This is a genomic window from Enhygromyxa salina (assembly GCF_002994615.1).
Lineage (GTDB): Bacteria > Myxococcota_A > Polyangia > Nannocystales > Nannocystaceae > Plesiocystis > Plesiocystis salina_A.
In genome coordinates this window covers 1-2,447 of sequence record NZ_PVNK01000009.1, presented here as the reverse complement: position 1 = coordinate 2,447, position 2,447 = coordinate 1, and the positions used below count along the sequence as shown (strand labels likewise).

The 2,447-nt window shown below is 68.9% G+C and carries 2 protein-coding genes; one reads left to right on the top strand and one right to left on the bottom strand.

Annotated elements, in window-relative coordinates; all coding sequences use genetic code 11:
- Nucleotides 1-1,615, bottom strand: a 1,615-nt coding sequence (locus ENSA5_RS01060) for a response regulator (RefSeq protein ID WP_181197136.1), incomplete at its 3' end; no start/stop codon positions are given.
- A gap of 472 nt (nucleotides 1,616-2,087) precedes the next feature.
- Between ENSA5_RS01060 and ENSA5_RS01055 the strand changes: the two genes are divergently transcribed.
- Nucleotides 2,088-2,447 (top strand): rhomboid family intramembrane serine protease (locus tag ENSA5_RS01055; RefSeq protein ID WP_181197134.1); only part of this gene is annotated, 360 nt, incomplete at its 3' end.

Below are 2,447 nucleotides of genomic sequence, written 5' to 3'. Positions count from 1 at the left end.
GGGGGTCGGCCGCTGCGGGGGCCGGGCCCGAGCGGCGCAGGGCGGCGGCCTGGTCCTCGGCCTCGCGCCGATCGACCTCGGCGATCACCCGCTTTCGCGCCGCGTCCTCTTGCTCGATGCGGTTTTGCGCGGCCTCGATCTGGCGGCGCTGGGTCTCTTCGGGGTCGATGGGCTCGGTGTGGGCGAAGGCCCCGCTGTCGCTCGCGGAGTCGACGATCGCGCTGAGCTTGTGATCGAGCGCCGCGAGCCCGTCTTCGGGCAGCGGAGGCAGCGGCTCGTCGTCGATCGGGCCGCTGTCGGCGGCCGAGGGCGGGGGTCCCCAGCTGCCCTCGCTGCCGCCTTGGCGGAGCTCGGGCTGCGGCTCGCCGACATCGGCGCCGCTCTCGAGCGCCTGGAAGCGGTTCGCGATGTCGCGAAACATCGGGTCGTCGTCGTCGTCGTCGTCCGAGCCCGGGTCGTGGAGCGGGGTGAGGCCTTCTCCGAGCGAGGGGGTCTCGTCGGGGAGCCCGGCGACGAGGCCGTCGCCGTCGGGCGGCGCGGCGGCCTCGTGGGGGTAGCTCGGCATCGGCGGGACCTCGACGGGGACCGCGTGGGGCCCGGACTCCGTCGTGACCTTGGCCGGCTTGAAGTACTCGATCGCGGTCGTGGGCACCTCGCCCCAGGCCTCGAGCTGCAGGGCCGTGCTGCTGTCGCCGAGGCTCACGTCGGCGAGATCACCGTCGACCGAAGGCGTGAGCAGACCTTGGAAGAACAAGGTCGAGATGGCCTCGAGCGCCTCGAGGTCGTCCTTGCCGGTGTCGTCGACGACCTCGATGATCGTCCGGCGCCCGTCGAAGCGACGCAGGACCTCGACGAGCTCCGGCGGGAGCAGGTCGTCGGGCAGCTCGGCGACCGCGGTCCGGTCGACGGCGAGGACCTCGTCGAGGGCGGGGAGCTGCTCGAGCAGTCGACCCCACTCGTCGACCCGGCGCATGCCCTCCATGAGCAGGCTCTGGGTCGACTCCTTGATGACCGGGTTGCGGTTGATGTTCTTGAACTCGACGGCGAAGCTGCCGTCGGTGAGACCGAGGAGGCGATAGACCGCTTGCTCGGCCTGCAGCCGGCCCATCTCGGCGTCGATGATCGTGCCGTCCCGAAACCAGATCGTGGCGTCGCCGAGGTCGGTCTCGAAGTCGATCGTGCCGCTCTTGCGCGAGATCTCGATGGTCTGAAACAGGTCGACGACCGCCATGTCGGCGAGGTGACCCGTGAACTTGGTCCGCGCCGCGTTCTTGCTCTCGAGCTTCTCTCGCTGCTTGCGCTGCATCAGCATGCGCAGGCGGGTGGTCACCTCTTTAATGTAGATGGGCTTGACGAGGTAGTCCTCGACGCCGAGCTCGAGCCCCCGGACCTTGTCTTCGATCGCCTTCGCGGAGGTCAGAAAGACGAAGGGGATGCCGGCCCACTTGGAGTTCTTCTTGACCTCGGTGCAGAACGCGAACCCGTCTTTGCCGGGCAGGCGGGTGTCCGAGATGATCAAGTCGGGCTCGCCGTGCTCGAGCACGAGCAGCGCCTGGTCGATGTCCTCGGCGGTGGTCACCGAGAACCCGGCCTTGCGCAGGCTGACCTCAAGCACCCGGCGACTGCGGGTGTCGCCATCGACAAGGAGTAGGTTTTGCCTCGCCACCTAGGTTGGGCTCCTGCGCGATAGGCGGGGCGGCAGCCTCGTCGACGGCGTGTGCGGTGCAGGCGAGCTGGGCATGCGGCTGAACCGGTGCAGGGCGGAGGTCGGTGCTTTCGTGCCGGTTGTGACGCTCACACGACCAAACGTGGGGACGATAGCAACGGCGCCGGATGGGCCGCAAGCTACGGGAAGTGATCCCGCGGAGGTTAGGGGTCGCACTGGGAGTTCGAAATGATAACAAAGTCAAATAGATGGCGCTGGTTGGTGCCGCAGTGGCGAGGGTCGGAGGAACGAGAATGTGGGAGACATCGGTTAGGGTGCCAGCATGTCTCCCCCCGGCCCGCGGCTGACGGCGCGACCAGCGACGGCGGGCCTCATTGGCCTTTGCTGCCTCGCGTTCGTCTTGTGTGTGGTGGCGATGCTCGTGCGCTCAGACGCACCGGGTGACGCGCTCGTGCGGAGCCTGTGGACCTTCGAGGATCCTGAGCTGCTCCGCGCCGCGGGGGGTCTCGCGGCCACCCGCGTCTGGCTTCACGGCGAGTGGTGGCGAGTGCTCAGCGCGGGCTTGCTCCATGGGTCCTGGCTGCACCTGGTGCTCAACATGATGGGCTTGTGGGTGGTGGGGCAGTGGACCGAGAAGGCCTGGGGCTGGTGGCGGCAGCTGCTGCTCTTTTTCGTGTCGAGCGTGGGCGGATGCCTGGCCTCGCTGGCCTGGGCCGAGGCGCCGCTGGTCGTGGGGGCCTCGGCGGGGATCTTTGGTGTCGCGGGGGCGCTGGTCGTGGGG